The organism is Aeromonas sp. QDB17 (assembly GCF_027705305.1).
In the GTDB taxonomy this organism is placed as follows: Bacteria; Pseudomonadota; Gammaproteobacteria; order Enterobacterales; family Aeromonadaceae; genus Aeromonas; species Aeromonas caviae.
Window position 1 is genome coordinate 178,229 of record NZ_JAPDBP010000005.1, and the last position, 20,525, is coordinate 198,753.

General features: G+C 61.9%; 23 protein-coding genes. 6 read left to right on the plus strand and 17 right to left on the minus strand.

Annotated elements, in window-relative coordinates:
* Positions 1-39: 39 nt before the first annotated feature.
* From hutG to ftsY, 8 genes are all read right to left on the minus strand, one after another.
* Positions 40-978: a formimidoylglutamase gene (gene hutG, locus OKC41_RS06700; RefSeq protein ID WP_128296309.1), complete on the minus strand. Its 939-nt coding sequence runs from the start codon at positions 976-978 to the stop codon at positions 40-42.
* Positions 971-2,206, minus strand: a complete 1,236-nt coding sequence (gene hutI, locus OKC41_RS06705) for an imidazolonepropionase (protein WP_201894933.1) — start codon at positions 2,204-2,206, stop codon at positions 971-973. The genes hutG and hutI overlap by 8 nt, the downstream gene beginning before the upstream one ends.
* Positions 2,207-2,362: 156 nt before the next feature.
* Complete coding sequence (hutC, locus tag OKC41_RS06710) at positions 2,363-3,067, minus strand: histidine utilization repressor (protein ID WP_010672607.1); 705 nt, start codon at positions 3,065-3,067, stop codon at positions 2,363-2,365.
* A 10-nt stretch (positions 3,068-3,077) separates the two neighbouring features.
* Positions 3,078-3,737: a carbonate dehydratase gene (can, locus tag OKC41_RS06715; protein WP_010672606.1), complete on the minus strand. Its 660-nt coding sequence runs from the start codon at positions 3,735-3,737 to the stop codon at positions 3,078-3,080.
* Positions 3,738-3,864: 127 nt separating this feature from the next.
* Entirely contained in the window at positions 3,865-4,719 is an 855-nt protein-coding gene (rpoH, locus tag OKC41_RS06720) for an RNA polymerase sigma factor RpoH (RefSeq protein WP_029313526.1), read from the minus strand.
* A gap of 453 nt (positions 4,720-5,172) precedes the next feature.
* Positions 5,173-6,126, minus strand: a complete 954-nt coding sequence (ftsX, locus tag OKC41_RS06725; protein WP_029313524.1) for a permease-like cell division protein FtsX — start codon at positions 6,124-6,126, stop codon at positions 5,173-5,175.
* Positions 6,126-6,794, minus strand: a complete 669-nt coding sequence (gene ftsE / locus OKC41_RS06730) for a cell division ATP-binding protein FtsE (RefSeq protein WP_010672603.1) — start codon at positions 6,792-6,794, stop codon at positions 6,126-6,128. Before ftsE ends, ftsX begins: the two co-directional genes overlap by 1 nt.
* Positions 6,795-7,016: 222 nt before the next feature.
* Entirely contained in the window at positions 7,017-8,831 is a 1,815-nt protein-coding gene (gene ftsY / locus OKC41_RS06735) for a signal recognition particle-docking protein FtsY (protein WP_201894932.1), read from the minus strand.
* Positions 8,832-8,941: 110 nt separating this feature from the next.
* On the opposite strand from ftsY, the gene rsmD reads away from it, so the two are divergent.
* Together rsmD and OKC41_RS06745 are read left to right on the plus strand one after the other, a co-directional pair.
* On the plus strand, positions 8,942-9,571 hold the full coding sequence (gene rsmD, locus OKC41_RS06740; protein WP_029313522.1) for a 16S rRNA (guanine(966)-N(2))-methyltransferase RsmD: 630 nt from the start codon (positions 8,942-8,944) through the stop codon (positions 9,569-9,571).
* A gap of 108 nt (positions 9,572-9,679) precedes the next feature.
* Positions 9,680-9,994 (plus strand): DUF1145 domain-containing protein, encoded by a 315-nt coding sequence (locus OKC41_RS06745; RefSeq protein WP_128271420.1) that lies wholly within the window; start codon positions 9,680-9,682, stop codon positions 9,992-9,994.
* A gap of 33 nt (positions 9,995-10,027) precedes the next feature.
* On the opposite strand, the gene OKC41_RS06750 is transcribed toward OKC41_RS06745, so the two are convergent.
* Entirely contained in the window at positions 10,028-10,393 is a 366-nt protein-coding gene (locus tag OKC41_RS06750; protein WP_010672599.1) for a YijD family membrane protein, read from the minus strand.
* 19 nt (positions 10,394-10,412) lie between these two features.
* The gene (gene fabR / locus OKC41_RS06755) at positions 10,413-11,033 is read right to left on the minus strand and encodes an HTH-type transcriptional repressor FabR (protein WP_010672598.1); all 621 of its coding nucleotides are present in this window, start codon (positions 11,031-11,033) and stop codon (positions 10,413-10,415) included.
* Between the two features lie 149 nt (positions 11,034-11,182).
* Between fabR and OKC41_RS06760 the strand changes: the two genes are divergently transcribed.
* Positions 11,183-12,301: a fatty acid desaturase gene (locus OKC41_RS06760; RefSeq protein ID WP_042015295.1), complete on the plus strand. Its 1,119-nt coding sequence runs from the start codon at positions 11,183-11,185 to the stop codon at positions 12,299-12,301.
* 469 nt (positions 12,302-12,770) lie between these two features.
* Here the strand turns inward: OKC41_RS06760 and OKC41_RS06765 are convergent, their stop codons facing one another.
* A complete protein-coding gene (locus tag OKC41_RS06765) occupies positions 12,771-14,024 on the minus strand; it encodes a phosphatidylserine/phosphatidylglycerophosphate/cardiolipin synthase family protein (RefSeq protein WP_201894931.1) in 1,254 nt (417 codons plus the stop codon).
* Between the two features lie 75 nt (positions 14,025-14,099).
* Here OKC41_RS06765 and OKC41_RS06770 point away from each other — a divergent pair, with 75 nt between their 5' ends.
* Positions 14,100-14,261, plus strand: coding sequence for a hypothetical protein (locus OKC41_RS06770; RefSeq protein ID WP_201894930.1), 162 nt, complete (start codon positions 14,100-14,102; stop codon positions 14,259-14,261).
* A 5-nt stretch (positions 14,262-14,266) separates the two neighbouring features.
* Here the strand turns inward: OKC41_RS06770 and OKC41_RS06775 are convergent, their stop codons facing one another.
* From OKC41_RS06775 to tatA, 3 genes are all read right to left on the minus strand, one after another.
* The gene (locus tag OKC41_RS06775) at positions 14,267-15,688 is read right to left on the minus strand and encodes a lytic transglycosylase F (RefSeq protein ID WP_270671815.1); all 1,422 of its coding nucleotides are present in this window, start codon (positions 15,686-15,688) and stop codon (positions 14,267-14,269) included.
* A 216-nt stretch (positions 15,689-15,904) separates the two neighbouring features.
* Positions 15,905-16,207: a YfcZ/YiiS family protein gene (locus OKC41_RS06780; RefSeq protein ID WP_053288055.1), complete on the minus strand. Its 303-nt coding sequence runs from the start codon at positions 16,205-16,207 to the stop codon at positions 15,905-15,907.
* 10 nt (positions 16,208-16,217) lie between these two features.
* Positions 16,218-16,382, minus strand: coding sequence for a twin-arginine translocase TatA/TatE family subunit (gene tatA / locus OKC41_RS06785; protein WP_010672592.1), 165 nt, complete (start codon positions 16,380-16,382; stop codon positions 16,218-16,220).
* A 292-nt stretch (positions 16,383-16,674) separates the two neighbouring features.
* Here tatA and OKC41_RS06790 point away from each other — a divergent pair, with 292 nt between their 5' ends.
* On the plus strand, positions 16,675-17,652 hold the full coding sequence (locus OKC41_RS06790; RefSeq protein ID WP_010672591.1) for a LysR substrate-binding domain-containing protein: 978 nt from the start codon (positions 16,675-16,677) through the stop codon (positions 17,650-17,652).
* Between the two features lie 60 nt (positions 17,653-17,712).
* On the opposite strand, the gene OKC41_RS06795 is transcribed toward OKC41_RS06790, so the two are convergent.
* Both OKC41_RS06795 and OKC41_RS06800 read right to left on the minus strand, forming a co-directional pair.
* Complete coding sequence (locus tag OKC41_RS06795) at positions 17,713-18,312, minus strand: YhgN family NAAT transporter (protein ID WP_010672590.1); 600 nt, start codon at positions 18,310-18,312, stop codon at positions 17,713-17,715.
* A gap of 101 nt (positions 18,313-18,413) precedes the next feature.
* Positions 18,414-18,659: a YecH family metal-binding protein gene (locus tag OKC41_RS06800; RefSeq protein ID WP_039040405.1), complete on the minus strand. Its 246-nt coding sequence runs from the start codon at positions 18,657-18,659 to the stop codon at positions 18,414-18,416.
* Positions 18,660-18,867: 208 nt separating this feature from the next.
* Between OKC41_RS06800 and OKC41_RS06805 the strand changes: the two genes are divergently transcribed.
* On the plus strand, positions 18,868-20,151 hold the full coding sequence (locus OKC41_RS06805; RefSeq protein WP_039040404.1) for a dicarboxylate/amino acid:cation symporter: 1,284 nt from the start codon (positions 18,868-18,870) through the stop codon (positions 20,149-20,151).
* Between the two features lie 15 nt (positions 20,152-20,166).
* Here OKC41_RS06805 and OKC41_RS06810 read toward each other — a convergent pair whose 3' ends face one another.
* Complete coding sequence (locus tag OKC41_RS06810; RefSeq protein ID WP_270671817.1) at positions 20,167-20,442, minus strand: DUF2007 domain-containing protein; 276 nt, start codon at positions 20,440-20,442, stop codon at positions 20,167-20,169.
* Positions 20,443-20,525 lie beyond the last annotated feature (83 nt).

Below are 20,525 nucleotides of genomic sequence, written 5' to 3' on the forward strand. Positions count from 1 at the left end.
TCCTTGTTTAGCGATGCAATCAGGCGGCGCGGTGCGCCACTACTTGGTCAACTGGTGAACCAGGCGCGCGGCCACGCGGGCACTGCGGTTGTCCTGATCCAGGTTCGGGTTGTACTCGGCCAGATCGGCGAGCCTGAGCTTGCCGCTGGCCCGGATATGGGCGATAAGCGGTTCGATGACCGCCAGCTCCACGCCGCGAGCGGCGGGAGCACTCACTCCCGGCATCACCGCCGCCGGCAGCACGTCGAGATCGATGGTGAGATAGAGGTGGTCGCAACGAGCGATGAAGGCATCCAGCCCGCTGAGCAAGGCTGGCAGCTCGGTCGGCGTCATCGCTTCGTCCAGCACGTGCCAGACTCCCAGCGCCTCGGCGCGGGCAAAGAGCGCCGCGGTATTGGCGGTTTCGGCCACCCCGAGGCAGGCATAGTGAAAGGGGGTGCCCTGGGCAGCGCACTGCTCGGCAATCTGGAAGAAGGGGGTGCCCGAGCTCGCCTGCTCCTGTTTCATGCGCAGATCGAAGTGGGCGTCGAAATTGATGATCCCGACCCGCCCTTCGCCGCCAAGATGACGGTTCAGGCCGCTCCAGCTACCGAACGCCACCTCGTGGCCGCCTCCCAGCACCAGGGGGAAGTGTCCCTGATCCAGTGCACTCGCGACCCGCTCGGCCAAGCGCCCGTGGGCGGCGTCAAGATCACCGTCCTCACAGGCCAGATCCCCGCCGTCATAGACGGGGGCGCCCAGGTGCCAGGCCGTGTTGGCCAGCAGCTTGCGCACCGCCAGCGGTGCACCGGCCGCGCCGACCCGCCCCTTGTTGCGGCGGACCCCTTCGTCACAGGCAAAGCCGAGCAGCACCACGCCGGGTTCGCGATTCCCCTGCCAGGGTTGCACCCTGTCGTGCCAGCGCAGGGCCAGCTCGCCGTCTTCGGGATCCTGACGCCCCTGCCAGACCGACATGTCGATCCCGTTGAACTTATCCATGAAGGGTTTCCTCCCCGTTGACCACACGGCTCACCAGCTGATCGACACCGATGAGGTAGCTGAGCTCGGCCGGATGGCCGCAGTTCCAGACAAGGAAATCCGCCAGCATGCCGACCTTGAGCTGCCCCAGCCGTTCCTGCTCGCCAAGCGCCCTGGCGGCGTGGCGGGTCACCCCGGCCATGGCCTCCACCGGGGTCAGGCCAAACAGGGTGCAGGCCATGTTCATGGCCATGCGCAGGGAGACGATGGGAGCCGTGCCCGGGTTGATGTCGGAGGAGACAGCCATGGGTACCCCCGCCTTGCGCAAGGCGGAGATCGGGGGCAGCTTGGTCTCCTTGAGGAAATAGAAAGCGGTGGGCAGCAGGGTGGCGACCACGCCACGGTGGGCCAGCGCCTGGATCCCGTCCTGATCCAGATATTCCAGATGATCCACCGAGAGGGCGCCGAAGTGGGCGGCGAGCGTGCTGCCCCCCAGGTTGGAGAGCTGATCCATGTGCCCTTTCACCGCGAGGTTGTACTGATCCGCCGCCAGATAGACCTGCTCGGTCTGGGCAAGGGAGAAGCCGATGTGCTCGCAGAAGACATCCACCGCATCCGCGAGACCTGCCTCGGCCGCCGCCGGGATGATCTCCTGGCAGATGGTCTCGACCCAGGAGTCGGGATCGTCGCGATACTCCGGCGGCACCGCATGGGCCGCCAGCAGCGTGGTCTTGACCCGGATGGGCTGCGTCTCTCCCAGACGACGGGCCACCCGCAACATCTTGAGCTCGTCTTCCAGGGTGAGGCCGTAACCGGACTTGATTTCGACTGTGGTGACCCCTTCCCGGATCAGGGACTTGATCCGCGGCAACGCCAGCTCATAGAGCCGCTCCTCGCTGGCTGCCCGGGTGGCGCGCACCGTGCTGATGATACCGCCCCCCTTGCGGGCGATCTCCGCATAGGGGACTCCCTTCTGGCGAAGTTCGAACTCTTCGGCGCGGCTGCCGGCGAAGATGAGGTGGGTGTGGCAATCGATGAGACCGGGGGTGACCAGCTTCCCCTTCATGTCCTGCCAGGAGGCGGCATAGGGGCCCTTGAGATCCTGCATGGGGACCAGAGCGTGGATCTTGCCATCCCGCACGCCAAGGGCATGGGGCTCCAGCAGGCCGTAGTCCGCCAGATCGGGGCGCAGGGTGGCGGGTGTCACGTTGAGCCAGACCCGCTCGCAGTTCAACAGTTCCTTGTTCATACCGACCTCTAAATGTATATACAATAATTTATAGCCGATCTCTAAAAAGAAAGAAAGGATCAAGTTCACATCTTGATAACAGCGGCTTTATTAGAGTGTAAGCACAAAAAAGCCCACCGAGAGGTGGGCTTTTAAATGTTTAATATGTATATACAATTATGCGAGACGCGTCTTGGAGCTCAGCTTGTAGCGGGAACCCGGCGACAACAATCTGGCATAGGAGACCAGAAAGCCGTCTGACCAGGTTCGCCGGTGCAGCAGCAGGCAGGGGGTGTCGACCCTCACTTGCAGCAGTCCGGCTTCACCAGCACTCGGCAACACGGCTTCTACCACGTGCTCCATCTCGGAGAGGGGGCAGATCTCCATCAGATAGCTGTTTGGCGTCTGCTGGGTGAAATCCTGCTCGCCATAGCCGGGCAGTCGCTCAGCATCGACGAAGCGCTCCTCCAGTTGCAGCGGCTCCCCATCGGCCTGATGGACGATGAGGCTGTGAAAGGTGGGCGCCCCGACCCGCAGGCCCAGACGCACCGCTACTTTCTCGTCGGCGGCCTGACGTTGCAGCCGGATCACCCGCGCGCTGTACTCGCTGCCCCGCTCGGCGATCTCGTCTGCAATATTGCGAATCGCCAGGAGCGGCGACTCGGTACGCCTGTCGGCCACGAAACTGCCGGATCCGGCGGTGCGCACCAGCCAGCCTTCGGCCACCAGTTCACGCAGCGCCTTGTTCACCGTCATGCGGCTCACGGCAAACTGCTCGCACAGGGCGGCCTCGGTCGGGATCCGGTCGCCCGCCTGATAGTGGCGTTCGCGGATCCCGTCCAGGATGTGCTGCTTTATCTGAAGGTAGAGCGCTGGAGCCACCGGATGGTCCTCAGCGGCGACGGTGGGGCGGACGCATGTCCGGCCAGGCGCGATAGACGTCCGGGATCTGGTCAGGGCCGCTGATGCAGAGATCGAGATCGTGCAGCAGGCCATCCTTGATGCCGTAGATCCAGCCGTGCACCGCCAGCTCCTGCCCCTTGCGCCAGGCATTCTGGATGATGGTGGTGTGACAGACGTTGGCGACCTGCTCGGCCACGTTCAGCTCGCACAGGTAGTCGAAGCGCTCGTGCTCATCCTCGATGGCTTCGAGCTGTTCGCCGTATTTGAAGTAGACGTCCTTGATGTTGCGCAGCCAGTTGTCGATGAGACCCAGCTCCTGGTTCTGCATCGCAGCCTTGACCCCACCGCAGCCATAGTGGCCGCAGACGATGATGTGCTTCACCTTGAGCACCTCCACCGCGTATTGCAGCACCGAGAGGCAGTTGAAGTCGGTGTGCACCACCAGGTTGGCGACGTTGCGGTGGACAAAGACGTCCCCCGGCAAGAGCCCCATCAGCTGGTTGGCGGGAACCCGGCTGTCGGAACAGCCGATCCAGAGGTACTCGGGTGCCTGCTGGGCGGACAGGGTAGCGAAGAAATTGGGATCCTCGGCCTTGATCCGTTCCGCCCACTCGCGGTTGTTGGTAAACAAGTCGTTCAACAGTTTCACTTCTGCTCTCCCTACTGTGGCAGTGGCGGCAACATACCATACACAAGGGTAACCAAGGCAAGGCCGACCAGATCCCCGCAAAACAAAAACAGGGCCATCAGGCCCTGCTTCTTACCGGAGGAGGCCGTCAGGCATCCATGGCATCTTTCAGCTTCTTGAGCGCGTTTTTCTCAAGCTGGCGCACCCGCTCGGCCGAGACGCCGTAAGTATCGGCCAGCTCCTGCAGGGTGGTCTTGCTCTCGTCATCGAGCCAGCGGGCACGGATGATGTGCTGGCTGCGCTCGTCCAGGGTCGCCATGGCTGCACTCAGGCGACGGGTGGCATGGCTGTCCCAGTTGTCGTTCTCGATGTTCGCGGCGAGATCGGAAGATTTGTCTTCCAGATAGTGCACCGGCGCGAAGCCACCCTCGTCTTCATCGTCACCGACCAGGTCGAAGGCCTGATCGTAATTGCTCATGCGCGCTTCCATCTCGGTGACGTCGGCAGCGGATACCCCGAGGTCGGCAGCCACGGCCTGTACCTCTTCGTGGTTCAGCCAGCCCAGACGCTTCTTGGATTTACGCAGGTTGAAGAACAGCTTGCGCTGGGCCTTGGTGGTCGCCACCTTGACCATGCGCCAATTGCGCAACACATATTCGTGGATTTCGGCCTTGATCCAGTGCACGGCGAAGGAGACCAGACGCACGCCCACGCTCGGGTCGAAGCGTTTGACGGCTTTCATCAGGCCGATGTTGCCTTCCTGCACCAGATCGGCCTGAGGCAGGCCATAGCCGGAGTAGCTCTTGGCCACGTGAACGACAAAACGCAGGTGCGACATAACGAGCTGGCGTGCAGCTTCGAGATCGCCATCCTGCTGCAGACGCATCGCCAGTTCGCGCTCTTCCTCTGCGCTCAGCACAGGGATCGAGTTGACGGCCTGGATATAGCCTTCCAGACTACCTTGCGGAATCAGAGCCATAGTGCGTTGCAATGAAGTTCCCATGTTCTACCTCTTACTTTTCAATCGAATCAGTCTAACACCCTGAGAAGACGTGTCTACCGACCAGGTATCATTCTGCGTGCTGCATCATACATCACCCCAGCATGAACCCGGCCTATCTTAGGCTGACGGCATGAATCATAAATGAACAGTCAAAAAAAAGGGGTCACAGTAAAGGACCCCTGAAAAGTAGCATGCTAAGTCCATTGTTGCGGAGCTCGCAACCTTCACATGCTTGCCAAGTCAGACGAGCAAGGCATAGGGGCCATACCCGTATTCATTCTGCTGCAGTCAATAGACCATTGATAAATCAAAAGGTTCAGAGGATCCACATATGATCCTCGGCGCAGACACCATTCAGATTACTCTGAGAAAGTGGCCCGTGCCAGAAACGGGCCACTCTTTTACTTGATCCAGTTCGCAAAATCCAGCGCATTTAAAATGCTGACAAATTAATCAGGACGGTTCTATGTCGCGAATGTGCCTGTGCACCGAGAACCAGGAGGCGATCAACCCCAACAGGGCGCCCAGCAGTATGAGATTGAAGCCGTCGAACGCCCCCATCCCCACCAGACGGAAGTTGCTGTTGTAGAGCCCCGCCAGCTCCTTCACCACCCCCTCGCTCCAGATCACCATCACCTCGGTCAGCCACCAGGCCAGCATGCCGCCAATGACCCCGAACCAGATGCCGGTATAGAGGAAGGGACGGTGGATGAAGGCATCGGTCGCGCCCACCAGCTTGAGCACTTCAATCTCGGAACGCTGGTTCAGGATATTCAGGCGCAGGGTGTTGCCCACGATCAGCAACACGGCGGAGAGCAGCAACACCGCGATACCTGTAATGGTGTGGCGCAGCAGGTTCATGATCCCCTGCAACCGGGTCAACCACTGCAGATCCAGCTTGCCCTGCTCGATACCGGGCTCGTTCTCCAGCTTGGCGAGCAGCTCGGCGGCCCCTTCGGGATTCTGCCAGCGCGGATCCGGGATCACGCTCAGCACCGGCGGCAGCGGGTTGCTGTCCAGATAATCCAGGGCATCACCGAAACCGGAGATCTCCCGAAATTCCCTGAGCGCCTCGTCACGGTTCATATAAGTGACGGACTCCACTTCCGGATAGAGCAGGATCCGCTGCTTCATGTCCAGGATGCTCTGCTCCGGCAGATCCTTGCGCAGATAGAGGGAGATCTGGGAGCTGGTCTGCCAGCTCCCCTCTACCACTTCGGCATTCTTCAGCAATACGTGGAAACAGGAAGGCAGCGCCAGACTCACGCCAAGCACCGCCAGGGTCATCAGGGAGGCGAGCGGGTTGCGCCACAGCTCACCCAGGCTGGCAAAGGCCTGACGCACATGATCCACCCCATACATCATCAAACGACGCAACGGCGGCTGTTTATGACGAACAATAGCCATCAGCGATCCTCCCCGGACGAATACATGCGACCCGCCTTGAGGGTCAGGGTGCGGTAGCGCATCCGGGCGATCAGTCCCAGATCGTGAGTGGCAATCAGCACGGAGACGCCGAAGCGGTTGAACTCCTCGAACAGGCGCATGATGTCCATGGAAAGCTGGGGATCCAGGTTGCCGGTCGGCTCGTCTGCCAGCAGCAGGGGCGGCTTGTTGACGATGGCGCGGGCGATGCCGACCCGCTGCTGCTCACCGCCGGATAGCATGCGCGGCTGGTAGCGCTCCTTGCCGAGCAGCCCGACCTTGTCCAGCGCCGCCGCCACCCGCTTGTTGATGTCCCCATGGCTGTAGCCATCGATCACCAGGGGCAGGGCGACGTTGTCGAACACGGTACGATCCATCAACAGGCGGTGATCCTGGAAGATCATGCCGATCTGGCGGCGCACGTAGGGGATCTGACTGCGCTGGATGTGGCTGACGTCATCGCCGTGGAAGAAGACGCGGCCGTCGGTCGGCCGTTCCATCACGCTGATGAGCTTGAGGAGGGTACTCTTGCCCGCCCCCGAATGGCCGGTCAGGAAGGCCATCTCACCCTTGCGCAGGTGAAAACTGACCTTTTGCAGCGCTTGATGACCGCCACTGTAGACCTTGCTGACCTTGTCAAAACGAATCATAACGGTTCCCTGAGATTGACAAACCCCGACCGGGATAAAGCATGGGGCGCTCACTCCCCCGTACCGGCACAACACCTGGATGACAACATCGGTCACAACCATGCTGCATGTCATCCTTGCCCGGATGAGCCATGCCTGCGCCCTCATAGTGACATACCCCGACCGGAGTCGGGGTATGGAACACGTGCTCGTCACGGCCGGGCCGACTCATGTCAGCCGGATTTATTCTTCGCGGCTGAAGAGCGCCTCGATGAAGTCGTTGGCGACGAACGGGCGCAGATCGTCGATCCCCTCGCCCACCCCGATGTAGCGGATCGGGATCTGGAACTTGTCGGCCACCGCGAAGATGACACCACCCTTGGCAGTGCCGTCCAGCTTGGTGAGGGTGATGCCGGTCAGGCCCACCGCCTCGCTGAACAGCTTGGCCTGGCTCAATGCGTTCTGGCCGGTGCCTGCGTCCAGAGTCAGCATGATCTCGTGGGGCGCCGCATCGTCCAGCTTCTTCATCACCCGCACCACCTTCTTGAGCTCCTCCATCAGGTTGCTCTTGTTCTGCAGGCGGCCGGCGGTATCGGCGATCAGCACGTCAGCCCCGCGGGAGCGGGCTGCCTCGATGGCGTCATAGATGACGGAGGCGGAGTCGGCACCGGTGTGCTGGGCAATCACCGGAATGTTGTTGCGCTGACCCCACACCTGCAGCTGCTCGACCGCCGCAGCACGGAAGGTATCGCCAGCGGCCAGCATCACGCTCTTGCCCTCGGCCTGGAACTGTTTGGCCAGTTTGCCGATGGTGGTGGTCTTGCCGACGCCGTTCACGCCGACCATCAGGATGACGTAAGGCTTCTTGCTGGTGTCGATCACCAGGGGCTGCTCGACCTTGGCCAGCATCTCGCCCATGTCCTGTTTGAGCAGACCGTAGAGCGCCTCGGCGTCCTTGAGCTGCTTGCGATCCGCGTGCTGTACCAGCCCCTCGATGATGCGGGTGGTGGTGTCGACGCCAAGATCGGCGGTCAGCAGCTGGGTCTCCAGCTCTTCGAACAGATCGTCATCGATCTTCTTGCCGCTGAACAGGCCGAAGAAACCGGAACCGATATTCTCCCTGGTACGCACCAGGCTGCGCTTGAGGCGGGCAAAGAAGCCCTCCCGCTGCGGCTTCTCCTGAGTGTCGTCGTCCACCTTGGCGGCCAGCGGCAGGGCCGCCAGCGCGGCGGCCTCAGCCTCCATTGCGGCGACCAGACGCAAATCTTCCGCTCGCTGGGCCTCTTTGGCGACACGAGCTTCCTCGGCAGCCTGAGCTTCGGCGGCAATACGAGCCTCTTCCGCAGCGCGAGCTTCGGCGGCAATACGAGCTTCTTCTGCTGCACGGGCTTCGGCAGCGATGCGAGCCTCTTCCGCGGCGCGTGCCTCGGCGGCAAGACGAGCCTCTTCTGCGGCGCGGGCTTCGGCGGCAATACGGGCTTCTTCCGCGGCACGGGCTTCGGCAGCGATGCGAGCCTCTTCCACGGCACGGGCCTCGGCGGCAAGACGAGCCTCTTCTGCGGCGCGTGCCTCGGCAGCAATACGAGCCTCTTCCGCAGCGCGAGCTTCGGCGGCAAGACGAGCTTCTTCCGCAGCGCGGGCTTCGGCGGCCACACGGGCTTCTTCTGCGGCGCGGGCTTCGGCGGCAAGACGAGCTTCTTCCGCAGCGCGAGCCTCGGCGGCAATACGGGCTTCTTCTGCGGCGCGGGCTTCGGCGGCGACAATGGCTTCTTCTGCGACCTGAGCTTCGGTTGAGATCAAGGCCTCATTGACGATGACGGGCTCAAGCTCGCCCTCCGGCTCTTCCACAACCAGGGGGCCTTCGTCAGGGCCGCTCAGCGGCGCTTCGGGCTTGGCGGTGGGGGCATCAGCCGGGGCAACATCGGCGACAGGCGCGGGAACAGCGGCGGCCTCCGACTCGACTACCGCCGGGGTAGCGTCGGGCGCCTGCGATGGAACGGCCTCAGCCTCTTCTTTCTTGCGGCCGAAACCCAGCCAGGAAAACAAACCTTTTGCCATCTAAAAATACTCACATCAAAGGCTGACTGCTAAGATAGCCGTCCCTCGGCGGGTCGGCATAAAAATGAACCGCCTTATACTATCACTTTATTTTCTGACGACGAAACGCGATGCCCAGAGTGAAATCCAGCCGTAACAGCCCGAGCAAGAGCCCGGCCCCTCAGGGGCGAGCGGGCGTGGTACGAATCATCAGCGGCCAATGGAAGGGGCGCAAACTCCCCGTCAGGGATGTGGAAGGGCTCAGACCCACCACGGATCGCGTCAAGGAGACCATCTTCAACTGGCTGGCTCCCCACGTGCGCGGTACCCGCTGCCTGGATCTGTTCGCCGGCAGCGGCGGGCTGGGGCTGGAAGCCTTGTCCCGCTATGCCGAACAGGTCACCCTGATCGAGATGGACAGAGGCGCCGCCGACCAGCTCAAGAAGAACCTGACGACCCTGGGCAGCAGCCAGGGGCAGGTGATCCAGGCTGATGCCGTGAGCTGGCTGCAAGGCCCGGCCACGCCGTTCGATCTGGTTTTTCTGGACCCACCGTTTCGTCGCGAGCTGCTGCCCCAGGTGTGCGAGCTGCTGGAGCAACGCGGCTGGCTGGCATCCGATGCCCTCATCTATCTGGAGCGGGAAAAAGAGATGGCCGATCTGGCGCTGCCCGCCAGCTGGAAACTACTCAAGGACAAGCAGGCTGGTCAGGTCTGCTATCAGCTCTATCTGCGGGACACCAAGCATGACGCAGCTGTGTAAAGGGGAGATGGGCACAGTCCCCTTCTCCGTCAATTTGGACAACGGCTCAAGGACAAGCAGGTCGATCACATCAGGCCTGCTATCAACTCTATGTACGGGAGGTAAACGATGAAGCGGGTGTTTAATCTGTTGGCGATGGGGGTGCTGCTGTTCTTCTGGTTCGGTGTGGCACTCGCCCTGCTGGGCACCCTGCCGGGCAAACTGAACGGCTTTCTGCCGGTGTGCGGCGTCATCGTGATATTGATGCACTGGGTACAGGCCAGCATGATCAAGGCGGCCTGCAAACCCTACTTCGCGGTCACTCGTCTCGAATTCACCCAGGTGCTGATCTTCGGGGTGTTCGGCATGATGGATATCCGCACCAAGCTGCAGGCCATCATAGACGCCAGGAAGAAGGGAGAGACTCCCCCCAGTGCCGACTAGGCCACCCCCGGCCCGACCAGAAGGAGTGATTCGTCACTCCTTTTGCGTTTTTCCGAGGCTGATTCCCAGCTTGATGGAGAGGGCGGCGAGCAGCAGCAGCATGGCAATGAGGGAGAAGAAGTTGCTGCCAAGCTCGGGGTACTGCACCTTGACCAGGGCAGAATGGCCGAACACGCCGATAAAGAAGCAGAGCAGAATGCAGCTTGGTGTGTTGCCCACCATGGGCTCATGGCGATAGTGCTGATAGAGCTGGCTGGCCGCCAGCAACAGGGCGATGAGGGGATAGAAGGAGAAGGGGACGACCGACTCCGTCAAGGCCGACAGGAAGGCATCGCCACAGATACCGATCAGCAGGGCCAGCACCAGGGGCTTCTTCGGAATCGCGTTCGGTTCATGCATGAGGCTGTCCATCATTGCGTTATGTGAGAGATTCGTGGCGCTTGCGGTTCTGCACCTCGGCGCCCATGGCGATCATCCGCAACTGGCTGATGGTGCGCTCCGACAGTGCCTTGCACTCTTCCGGAGTCATGTCGAGGGCATCTGCACCGGCGCTAAAGACGATGGTCACCATGGCCTCGGCCTGGATATAGGCCTCTTCCCGTGGCGCCTGCGTGGTGGCTTCCAGATAATCGGTCAGCTCGGCGATGAAGTGCTGGATCTCCCGGGCCACCGCCTGACGGAATGCAGCCGAGGTGCCGGAGCGCTCGCGCAGCAGCAGCCGGAAGATGTTCGGGTTGTTTTCGACGAATTCCATGAAGGTCTGCACCGAGGTGCTGATGACGCTGCCACCACCGGCAATGCGCTGGCGCGCCTGGCGCATCAGTTGGCGCAGGGTCAGCCCTCCCTCGTCCACCAGCGTCAGCCCCAGCTCTTCCATGTCCCGAAAGTGGCGATAGAAGGAGGTCGGCGCTATGCCCGCCTCTCTGGCCACTTCCCGCAGGCTGAGGTTGGAGAAACTGCGGTTGGCGCAGAGTTGACTGAACGCCGCCTCGATCAGCGTACGCCGGGTTTTTTCTTTTTGTTGCGCGCGAATACCCACGAAAACAGTCACCTTGAGATTAGCGAGGCCAGATGATAACCCGAAGGCGGGGCCGGGATCAGGTTTGTCTCCGACTTTTTTACCATTGACCCGCATTCCGGCTCAATGGAGAATAGTGAACAGCTGTTCGCTGAAAGGAGCCGAGTGAAATGGACCGCCCCCCGATCATCATGACCAACACCCTGCTGTTCGCCCTCTCCGGGCTGACGGCACTGATAGCGGTCCCCTGGTATGGACTGAGCCAGGGCTACGACCTCTGGCAGTGGCTCTGCTTCCTGCTGCTGTTCTGCTATTGCGGCATCTCCATCACCGCCGGCTACCACAGGCTCTGGTCCCACAAGGCCTACAAGGCGCACCCGGCCCTGCAATGGATCTTCGCCATCGGAGGCGCGCTAGCCCTGCAAAACTCGGCGCTGCACTGGTCCTCGGATCATCGCCGCCACCACCGCCACGTGGATGATAACCAGAAGGATCCCTACAGTGCGGGTCGCGGTTTCTGGTACTCCCACATCGGCTGGATGCTGCGGGAATACCAGCGCGATACCTACCACGACTACAGCAATGTGCGCGACCTGCAAAACAACCCCGTGGTCGCCTTCCAGCACAGGCACTATCTGACCCTGGCTCTGGTCACCAACATCGGCATTCCGCTGCTGCTCGGCCTCTTGCACGGGGATCTGCTCGGTATGTTGCTGCTGGCCGGGGTGCTGCGCATGGTGATGACCCATCACACCACCTTCTTCATCAACTCCCTGGCCCACATCTGGGGCAGCCAGCCGTTCACGGATCGCAACAGCGCCCGGGACAACGGCATCCTAGCCTTCTTCACCTTTGGCGAGGGCTATCACAACTTCCATCACCTGTTCGAGAACGACTACCGCAACGGCATTCAGTGGTGGCAGTTCGACCCCACCAAGTGGCTGATCCGCACAGCCGCCTGGTGCGGGCTCGCCAAAGACCTGAGATCCTGCCCGGAGGAACGCATCGAACAGGCCAGGCTGGAGATGCAGCTCAAGCGCGCCCAGGCCAGAGTGCACAAGCAGGATGACAGGGAACGCTGGCAGGCACTGCTGCAGGAGGAGTACGACAAGCTGAGCCTGCAGATCCAGCACTACTATGCCAGCCGCAAGTCACTGCTGGAGCAGCGCAAGCGCACAGCCCTCGCACGCTACGACAGGCTCAGGCTGCAACTGGAGTACCGCACGTTGCGAGACGGTTTCCTCGTTGCCAAGCGCAACTGGAGTCGTCTGCTGGCGGGCCTCGCCTGATCGCCGAGACATCACGCAAAAGACCGCCAGCAGGCGGTCTTTTTGATTGGGCAAACGGACGGCGGGCATAAAAAAATGGGGCAACATTCGCATGTCACCCCCTCGCAAATAGCATGTTCCATATTGGGCTCCCGCAACCACGGGGGTCTGTCTGGCATCACGGGTTTCCGCTCCCGATCCGCCTCGCCTGCCGGAGCAATCCGGTTGGCCCATTTCCCCTGTTGCCGTCACCCACACGGCAGACCAGCCGCCGTGTTTGTCCTTGCACTCGAGATACTACGCAGTTAAATAAAATAAAAAACCGTTCTACACGCACCTCTATGCAGTCGAGGCCCCTGGATTGTTACTGCACTCTTAATATAAATCGATTAAAAACAATACGATGCAATCCAGTCCCGTCTTTGGATGGCAAACGTTATCCTCGAAGGCGCACAAGGCTTTGCGAGATCTCGCACAAGGCGGATCCCACTCACAACCAACGATGCAAAGGTAACCAATCGCTCAATTGCGCCAGCAGGCGCCGCCATGCAGAGGGGGACGCCACCACCGGGTGCACGGCCTGCTGCAACCAGCCATCGATGAGTTGCTGCAACTCGTCGCACAGCGTCGGGCTATGGAGGTGCAGCATCAACTCGGTGTTGAGCATCAGGGAGCGGGGATCCAGGTTGAAACTGCCGAGCAGCGCCTCCTCCTTCCCCATCAGGATCAGCTTGGCATGCAGACTGAACGCCTCCGTCGTCAGCTCGAACAGGGTGACCCCCTGACGCTCGAGCCAGTGGCGGTGACGTCGATAGGCGCCATAGACCAGGGGCACGTCCGTGCTGGCCAGGGAGTTGGTCAGGATCTCGATGTCGACCCCCTGCCGTCGCTGCCCCTTGAGCCGGCGACGCAGCCCCCGTGTCAGGACCAGGTAAGGGCTCACCAACCTCAGGGCCCCCTGATTGCTCGCCAGCATGCGTCCCAGCAGGGGCGCCGTGGTCGGCCGGGCGACCAGCCCCTTGCCGGGGCGATCGAACCAGCACTGCCCTCGCCCGGGATGCCAGCAAAGGGGAATGGGGCACTCATCAAACAGAGTGGCCGGCAGATCATAGGCGGCCGCCATGGCGGGGTCGGTCAGGGTCAGCAGGAAGTCGTTCAGGGCCCGGGTTTCGGCTGGCAGCAAGGGGCGTCTCAACAGGCGACGGACCGGGTGGCTCCAGCGACTGTGCCAGAACAGCGCGAACCCCTGCTCGGCCTGCTGACAGAGGGGGCCGCGGCAGACCAGATCCAGGTCGATGAAGTGAGGCGGCATCCCCAGCCCGAAGTAACGATCACCGATGTTGCGCCCGCCGATCACCGCCTGGCTGCCATCCACCAGCAGCAGCTTGTTGTGCATCCGGTGGTTGATGCGGCGAAAGCTCAGCACCCCTTCCAGCAGCAAGGTAAGGGGACGCCAGCCCCGCAGCCAGAAGGGGTTGAACAGGCGCACCTCGATGCCCGGTTCCGCCGCCACCGCCTCCAGAAAGCGGTTCTCCCCGCCGTAGAGATCGTCGATGAGCAGTTGCACTACCACTCCGCGCCTGGCCGCCCGCACCAGCTCCGCCAGCAGCAGCTTGCCGCTGCCGTCCTCTTCCCAGCTGTAATACTGGGCGAGGATCCGGTGGCGAGCCTGGCGGATCAACTGGCATCGGGCTTTCAGGGCGGCGCCGGGATCGGCGAGCAAGGCAAACTCGGCGGGGATCAAGGGTCATCTCCCTGTCATCTGGTGGTGGCATAACCCAGACAACCGCCCCGATAGCCCAGTGTCAAGGAGCCGATGATGGAACTGCGCGACCACCCCTCCCTCAGTCAGAGACCTCATGCCAGCCAACCGGATCCCACCCCGGCCAGGCTGTTGATGCCCTGGTACCAGCAGCACCGGGATCTGGGCTGGGAACCCTTTGCGCAGCATCACGATGATCCCCTCCCCGGCCAGCATTGACAGGCTCAGGGCTGCACCGCCTCGATGGCCTCTGACTTGCCCTCCAGCTGGGGCAGGCTGAAACGGTAGGCCACGTAGTATTTGTAGATGGTGCCAACGTAGTTGATGGGCCCCTGGCCCACGTCGTTGGCCACCAGCTGCTCCACGTTGCCAAACCAGACGTTCGGATCCAGCCCCTTGTCGGCCGCCTTGGCCTGCAATGCCTGGACCCGGTTCGGACCCGAATTGTAGGCGGCCAGGGCGAACAGATGGCGATTGAGCCTGTCCATCCCGGGATCATTGAAGTAGGTGTCCAGGATGAGTCGCATGTAGCGACAGGCCGCCTCCACATTGCCCTCCAGACTGGTGAGTCTGGCGCCTCGGATCCCCACCTCCTTGCCGGTACTCGGCAGCAGTTGCATGATGCCGACGGCCCCCCGGTGAGAGCCGACATTGGGATTGAGCCCCGACTCCTTGTAAGCCAGCGCGGCCAGCATCAGCCAGTCCAGCTGATACTTGTCCGCCTGGGCCTCCAGTACCTTGCGAATGGTCGACAGTCGCCCCAGCGGGTCCGGCGCCAGTATGTTGCTCATGCGGTCGCTCTGCGCCAGCAGGCGGCGCAATGTCATGTCACTGTAGAGGGTCCGCTTGCTCGACTCCGAGATGTAGGCGTTCACCGCCTTGAGCAGCTCCGGGCTGTTGTTGCGCAGGGCCCAGGCGCTGCGCCCCTTGTCCCGCAGCGGTATCAGTCTGTGGGCCTTGAGGCCGCCAATCATGTCGAGCCAGATCCGCCCCTTGAAGCTGTCGGTGACCGTCAGCGGAATGATCCCGGCTGACACCATCTCCAGCAGGTCCCCGTCCTGCAGGTATTCGGGAACCGTCTCGATGTAGACCGGGGGCAACCCCAGCTCCCGAAACAGCCAGTTGAGCTGGTGCAGGCTCTCGAAATAACTGGAGCTGGCTCGCACCCAGATCCGCCGGCCGGACAGCTGGGTGATGCGATTGAAGGCAGGGAGATCCCGCTGGCTCACCACCCACTCCTCGATGGGGGCGATCAGCGGCTGGGAGAAGGTCACCTGCTCGCGCCGGGTGGGGGTGACCGTCAGGTTGGCGGCCACCAGATCCCCGCGCCCCTCGGCCAGATAGTCCAGCAGCTTGTCCTGGCGCACCGGGATATAAATGATCTTGAGCTTGAGCTTCTCCTTGGCCAGGTAGGTCTGGTTCAACCAGCGCTCGAATCCCTGAAGCTGATTGACCAGGATGCCGTACTGGGCTCCCTTGTCGAAAAAGAAAAAACCCCGCTCATAGACCACCAGGGCCCTGAGCTCTTTTTTTTGCAGGATGTGTTCGAGATCACCGGCCTGGGGCAGCAACTGCGGCTTGAGATCCGCCGCCAGCAGAGGGAGAGAGCAGAGAGCCAGCAGGGCCCAGATCCATCGCCGCATCATGATGTAACCACCTCGCTGTGGGCCGGTGCGCACCGTCGGGTCTGTCAGAGAAGGCGCCTGCGCCAAGTCATGGGGCGTCGCGGGATCTTCTGCCGATCGGCGCATGCCGGACGGAAAACGGATCGTCCGTGGGATAACTCACTATACAACGCAAAGGGAGGGAAAAAGCGAGGGGCAGAGCAAGACGGCAGGCAAGCCTGCCGTGTCATCACGATCTCAGAGGGAGCGGGCGCGCATCTCGAAGATCAGCTTCTCGGCGGTGCAGGTGAATTGCAGGCGGGCCTTCAGGATCACGCCATCCGGGCCCCGGCTCAGCTCGCTGCTGCTTTTGGCGTCGGCAGTGACCTGCTTGGCCAGCGCCTCGTAAGCTGCAAATTTCTCACGGGCGTCGGCTTCTGCAGCGGCCTCGATCACCAGCTCCATGACGTCGTCACCTTCGCCGATGATGGTGCCGATTTCGGCAAAACAGCCACAACTGTCACAGGTCTCGTTCAGTTCCACTTTCTCGTCTACAGACATACGTTCACTCCTACTTATTCCGGATATTGTCATCGTCGCGCAAGGCGTTGCGAAAATCCCTGATGGCAGTGCCCAGATCCTCACCGGCGCCAGCCAGGCGTTTGCTGCCAAACACCACGACGACGACCACGAGCAGGATCAGCAGATGCCAGATATGAATGCCACCCAGTCCCATAGGGAGACTCCTGACTGTTAGATACCTGGAGGTTGTATCAAAAGAAAGCGTATCGATTGTTGGGCAAAATCAAGGCAGGTGCAAGTTGGCGAAAAAATCGCGCAAAAACGGCGACGAGGCGCAAAAAAATACGGCGACCATGGGCCGCCGTATGAGTCGGTGCTACTTGTCCCCTCAACCGCTACATCCTGTACCAGCCGCCACCAGGGCGAGAGACCCGTCGAGCATAGGATCGCCAAGATATGAAAACAAATGGTATATATTCATCTAGGAATTGAAGAGGATTCATATCATGTTGCTGGAACAGCTTGCACGCATAGACCTTAATCTGTTGATAATCCTGCAAGTCTTGCTGGAAGAGCGCAACGGCAGCCGGGCTGCACGCCGTTTGCACCTGAGCCAGTCCGCCGTCAGCAAGGCCCTCGGACGGTTGCGGGAGACCTTTGACGATCCCCTGTTCGTGCGCTCGGCCTACGGGATGGATCCCACTCCCCGCGCCCTGGATCTCCAGCAGCAACTGCAGCCCATACTGCTCTCCCTGGACAACCTGATCCAGCCGCCGGACTTCGATCCCGCCAGCACGGAGCGGGAGTTCGTCATCGCCAGCATGGACAGCGCCTTCACCCTGTTTGCCCCCCTCTACCTGAGCGAACTGAAGCGTCAGGCCCCTGGCATCCGCCTGCGCTACGAGGAGTGGACCGAACACAGCCTGACCGAGATGAGCCAGGGCCAGGTGGATATCGCCTTCACGGTGCGGGAGAACTGCATCAATTCGGATTTTCGCCTCGACACCCTGCCCAACGCCATCTGCCAGCGGTTGCTCACCATCGACGATCTCACCTGCCTGGTGCAACGGGATCACCCTGCCTTGCAGGAGCCCGAGTGGGATCTCGCCCGTTACCTCGCCTATCCCCATGTGCAGACCTACTGCGAGGGGCGGGATCGCTGGATGCTGGATCACAAGCTGGCGGAGCAGGATCTCTATCGCCGGATCGAGGCGACCGTGCCCTCCTTCGAGGCGGCCCTGCGCATGGGCATGCACTCGGACATGATAGTGACCCTCTCCAGGCTCTATGCCCGCCACGCGACCCAGGTCTATCCCCTGGTGCCGCTGCCGCTGCCCATCGCCCTGGACAGCATCTCCCACCTGCTCATCTGGCATCAGCGCCACGAGGAGGATCCGGGCCACCGCTGGCTGCGGGAGACCCTGCTCGCCCTCATCATGGGCAAGCTGGAAACCTCGGCGGACGGCCCGGCCGCTGCCGCCTGACGCGCAAAAAAAACGGGGCTCAAGAAGCCCCGTTTCACGTTGACATCAGCATTCGCCCCGTCAGTTCTGACCCGTCACCGCCAGATAGTGGTGTACCCCATCCAGCAGCATCTGCACCGAGATCATCACCAGCAGCATGCCCATCAGCCGCTCCACCGCGGTGAGTCCTCGCTCACCCAGCAGCTTGTTGAACAGCTCGTAGAACATCAGGATCACGGCGCTGGCCCCCCAGGCCATCAGCAGGGCCAATGACCAGTCCACCATCCGGGTCGGCTCCTGGTTGGCCAGAAGCAGCAGGGAAGCCAGGATGGAGGGGCCCGCAATCATGGGGATGGCCATGGGCACCAGGAAGGGCTCCTCCCCCGCCGCCAGCCCGGTCACGCCACCGGGGCTCGGGAAGATCATCTTGATGGCGATGAGGAAGAGGATGATGCCCCCCGCGATGCTGACCGCCTCCTGACGCAGGTTGAGGAAGCTCAGGATCTGCTGACCGGCGAACAGGAAGCCCATCATGATCACCAGTGAAAACAACAGCTCCCGCAGCATTACCTTGCGTCGACGCTTGGGGTCGACATGGCGCAGGATGGAGAGGAAGACCGGCAGGTTGCCCAGCGGATCCATGATCAGAAACAGCATGACGGCAGCGGAGAATGTGTCCATAGAGCGCCCGGGCAGAACCTTTCAACAAGAGGGGAAGGAGGGCGAAATATAACAAAGGTGGCGGGATTCGGCGAGCGCCCCACCGCGCTCGCCGCTGGCGATCATCCGTGGTTGCAGATCTTGTCGGCGCGGGTCTGGAACCCTGACTCCGAGTCGATGAACTTGCCGCGCCTGGCCAGGAAGTCGATCAGGGCGTCAGCGTCCATCTCGCTGGCGCTGCAGGTGTGGAACCGGGCCTCGGCACCGAAGCGCGAGGCGATCGCCGCCCTGAGGCTGGCCCGGGTAAACGGACTCTCCTGCTCCAGCATCATCTCCATCACTTCGTGACCGTGTATCGATTGGGACATCTCGAACCTCTTTAATCATCATGTCAGATGACAATTAAAGCCCGAAGCCCGGAGAGGGTTCTTGATATAGGCCAACAAAACGCCTTTTTTAACGCCAGCGGGCTGGTCGTGAGCGCCGCTTTGTCGATAATGTGGCAACCTGACGGGGGGATGGCTACACTGTCGCCCCTTTTTGCCACCGCAGACAGAAAATAAGGATATTGGCGTCATGCTGTTCCATGGATTGGTCTTCAAACCCTGGCGGATCTGGACCCGTCGCCCGCTCTGGTTGAAGACCCTGCTCGGCATGCTGACCGGGATAGGTCTGGGGCTCTGCTTCAGCGAGCAGGCCCTGCTGCTCAAGCCCATCGGCGTCCTGTTCGTCAACACCATCCAGATGCTGATGGTGCCCCTCATCTTCTGTTCCGTCCTGGCAGGCCTCACTGCCCTGCTCAAGGGCAAGCGGCTCGACCGCATCGCCGGCAAGGCCATCGGCTTCTATCTCTGCTCCACCGCCGTCGCCATCTGCATCGGCCTGATGATGGGCTGGCTGCTGGAACCGGGCATGGGCGCCAATATGGGTCCTTATGAACGGGGCGCCATGGCGCAGCAACCTACCCTGGCCAGCGTGCTGAGCCACCTGGTGCCGCGCAACCCGGTGCAGGCCATGGGCGATGGCAAGATATTGCAGGTGATCGTGTTCGCCGTGGCCCTCGCTCTCGCCCTCAACGCCACCGGGCGACGCGGCCGCCCCGCCATCCTGTTCTTTACCTCCCTAGCGGAGGGAATGTTCAAGCTGACCCAGATGGTGATGGCCCTGGCCCCCTATGGCGTCTGCGCCCTGATGGCCTGGATGACCGGCAAGTACGGCGTCAGCCTGCTGTTGCCGCTGCTCAAGGTGATCGGCGCCGTCTACCTCGGCTGCCTGCTCCACGTGCTTGGCGTCTACAGCAGCCTGCTGCTCCTGATGGCGCGCCTCAACCCGTTGCACTACTTCAAGAGCATCGTCGATGCCCAGGCGGTGGCCTTCACCAGCAGTTCAAGCAGCAGCACCCTGCCCATCAGCCTGGCCTGCGCCGAACGCAGGCTCGGGGTCTCCCCCGCCATCACCGCCAAGGTGCTGCCCATCGGCGCCACCATCAACATGGATGGCACCGCCCTCTATCAGGGAGTCACCGCCCTGTTCGTGGCCCAGGCCTTCGGGGTGGATCTGCATCTGGTGGACTACCTGACCCTCATCAGCATCGTCACGCTGGCCAGCATCGGCACGGCGGGCACACCCGGTACCGGGCTGATGCTGCTGACCCTGACCCTCACTGCCGTGGGACTGCCGCTGGAAGGGGTGGCGCTCATCGCCGGCATAGACCGGATCCTCGACATGGCGCGCACCACGGTCAACGTCTCCGGCGACATCCTGGTCTCCGTGCTCATCGCCCGCAGCGAGAAGGAGCTGGATCTCGCCACCTACCACGATGCCCATGCGGGGGATGACATCGACTTCACCCTGCGCTGAGGGCGCGAGGGGCGTTCAATGATCCTGGGGATCGTGATGGCAGCGCCAGCAGATATCGAAGTTGGCGCCGTTCTCCTCCCCGCACTGGCCGCACAGCCAGCCGTTGCCCTGGCGCTGCTGGTAGCGCTCGATGATCCGGCCCGCCCGCTGACGATCCCGCTCGTTCACCATCAGGGTCACTTGCAGCAGATCCACCGGCAGCTCCCCAAGCGCGCCGGAGAGCCCTTCGCCGCTGAGGCGCACCCTGACTCCCTCTACCTCCAAGGCCCCTTTCAGGGCATGCGCCTCCAGGGAGTGATACCAATCGGATTAAACATTAGGTCAGTTTTATCCAATCTCGGCTACAAAGTGACATCACCCGCTCCACATCGGCA

Bases quoted from the DNA above. Each gene is read 5' to 3' on its own strand.
- hutG (WP_128296309.1), bottom strand. From the start codon at position 978: ATGGATAAGTTCAACGGGATCGACATGTCGGTCTGGCAGGGGCGTCAG.
- hutI (WP_201894933.1), bottom strand. From the start codon at position 2,206: ATGAACAAGGAACTGTTGAACTGCGAGCGGGTCTGGCTCAACGTGACA.
- rpoH (WP_029313526.1), bottom strand. From the start codon at position 4,719: ATGGGAACTTCATTGCAACGCACTATGGCTCTGATTCCGCAAGGTAGT.
- ftsX (WP_029313524.1), bottom strand. From the start codon at position 6,126: ATGGCTATTGTTCGTCATAAACAGCCGCCGTTGCGTCGTTTGATGATG.
- ftsE (WP_010672603.1), bottom strand. From the start codon at position 6,794: ATGATTCGTTTTGACAAGGTCAGCAAGGTCTACAGTGGCGGTCATCAA.
- ftsY (WP_201894932.1), bottom strand. From the start codon at position 8,831: ATGGCAAAAGGTTTGTTTTCCTGGCTGGGTTTCGGCCGCAAGAAAGAA.
- rsmD (WP_029313522.1), top strand. From the start codon at position 8,942: ATGCCCAGAGTGAAATCCAGCCGTAACAGCCCGAGCAAGAGCCCGGCC.
- OKC41_RS06745 (WP_128271420.1), top strand. From the start codon at position 9,680: ATGAAGCGGGTGTTTAATCTGTTGGCGATGGGGGTGCTGCTGTTCTTC.
- OKC41_RS06750 (WP_010672599.1), bottom strand. From the start codon at position 10,393: ATGCATGAACCGAACGCGATTCCGAAGAAGCCCCTGGTGCTGGCCCTG.
- OKC41_RS06760 (WP_042015295.1), top strand. From the start codon at position 11,183: ATGGACCGCCCCCCGATCATCATGACCAACACCCTGCTGTTCGCCCTC.
- OKC41_RS06770 (WP_201894930.1), top strand. From the start codon at position 14,100: ATGGAACTGCGCGACCACCCCTCCCTCAGTCAGAGACCTCATGCCAGC.
- OKC41_RS06775 (WP_270671815.1), bottom strand. From the start codon at position 15,688: ATGATGCGGCGATGGATCTGGGCCCTGCTGGCTCTCTGCTCTCTCCCT.
- OKC41_RS06780 (WP_053288055.1), bottom strand. From the start codon at position 16,207: ATGTCTGTAGACGAGAAAGTGGAACTGAACGAGACCTGTGACAGTTGT.
- tatA (WP_010672592.1), bottom strand. From the start codon at position 16,382: ATGGGACTGGGTGGCATTCATATCTGGCATCTGCTGATCCTGCTCGTG.
- OKC41_RS06790 (WP_010672591.1), top strand. From the start codon at position 16,675: ATGTTGCTGGAACAGCTTGCACGCATAGACCTTAATCTGTTGATAATC.
- OKC41_RS06795 (WP_010672590.1), bottom strand. From the start codon at position 18,312: ATGGACACATTCTCCGCTGCCGTCATGCTGTTTCTGATCATGGATCCG.
- OKC41_RS06800 (WP_039040405.1), bottom strand. From the start codon at position 18,659: ATGTCCCAATCGATACACGGTCACGAAGTGATGGAGATGATGCTGGAG.
- OKC41_RS06805 (WP_039040404.1), top strand. From the start codon at position 18,868: ATGCTGTTCCATGGATTGGTCTTCAAACCCTGGCGGATCTGGACCCGT.